The 496-nt window shown below is 32.3% G+C and carries 1 protein-coding gene; it reads left to right on the forward strand.

The genetic code is table 11. The annotated features are described in order from the left end of the window. A partial coding sequence (locus H2280_RS08495; protein ID WP_337216265.1) for an AMP-binding protein occupies positions 1-496 on the forward strand: 496 nt, incomplete at both ends.

A 496-nucleotide genomic window follows, 5' to 3' on the forward strand; every position in this document is an offset into this window, starting at 1 on the left:
CCCATAAGAGTGTGATTGATTATACGTTAAAAATTTGTGAAATTTTAGAGATTGATTCTAAAAATTCTTTACTTAATCAAACTCCGTTTTATTTTAGTGCTTCTGTGAGAGATATTTTTTCAAGTGTAAAAGCAGGTGCAACTTTACACATCGTCCCCAATCATGTCTTTGCTTTTCCAAATGAAATTTTTTCTTATATGGAAAAAGAAAAAATCACTACTATTTCTTGGATACCTTCAGTTTTAACCCATCTTTGTAAAGGAAATGCTTTAGATAAATATAGACTTGATTCTTTAAAAACTGTAGCTTGGGTGGGTGAGATTATGCCTACCAAAACTTTAAATATTTGGAGAAATCATCTTAAGGAGGCTAAATTTATCAATCTTTACGGCCCAACCGAGATTGCTGGAACATGCACCTACTACATCATCAACCGCCCTTTCAAAGATGATGAACTCTTACCTATAGGTAAAGCTTGTAAAAATACAGAACTTTT

Source organism: Campylobacter sp. 2457A, from assembly GCF_020135895.1.
In the GTDB taxonomy this organism is placed as follows: domain Bacteria; phylum Campylobacterota; class Campylobacteria; order Campylobacterales; family Campylobacteraceae; genus Campylobacter_D; species Campylobacter_D taeniopygiae.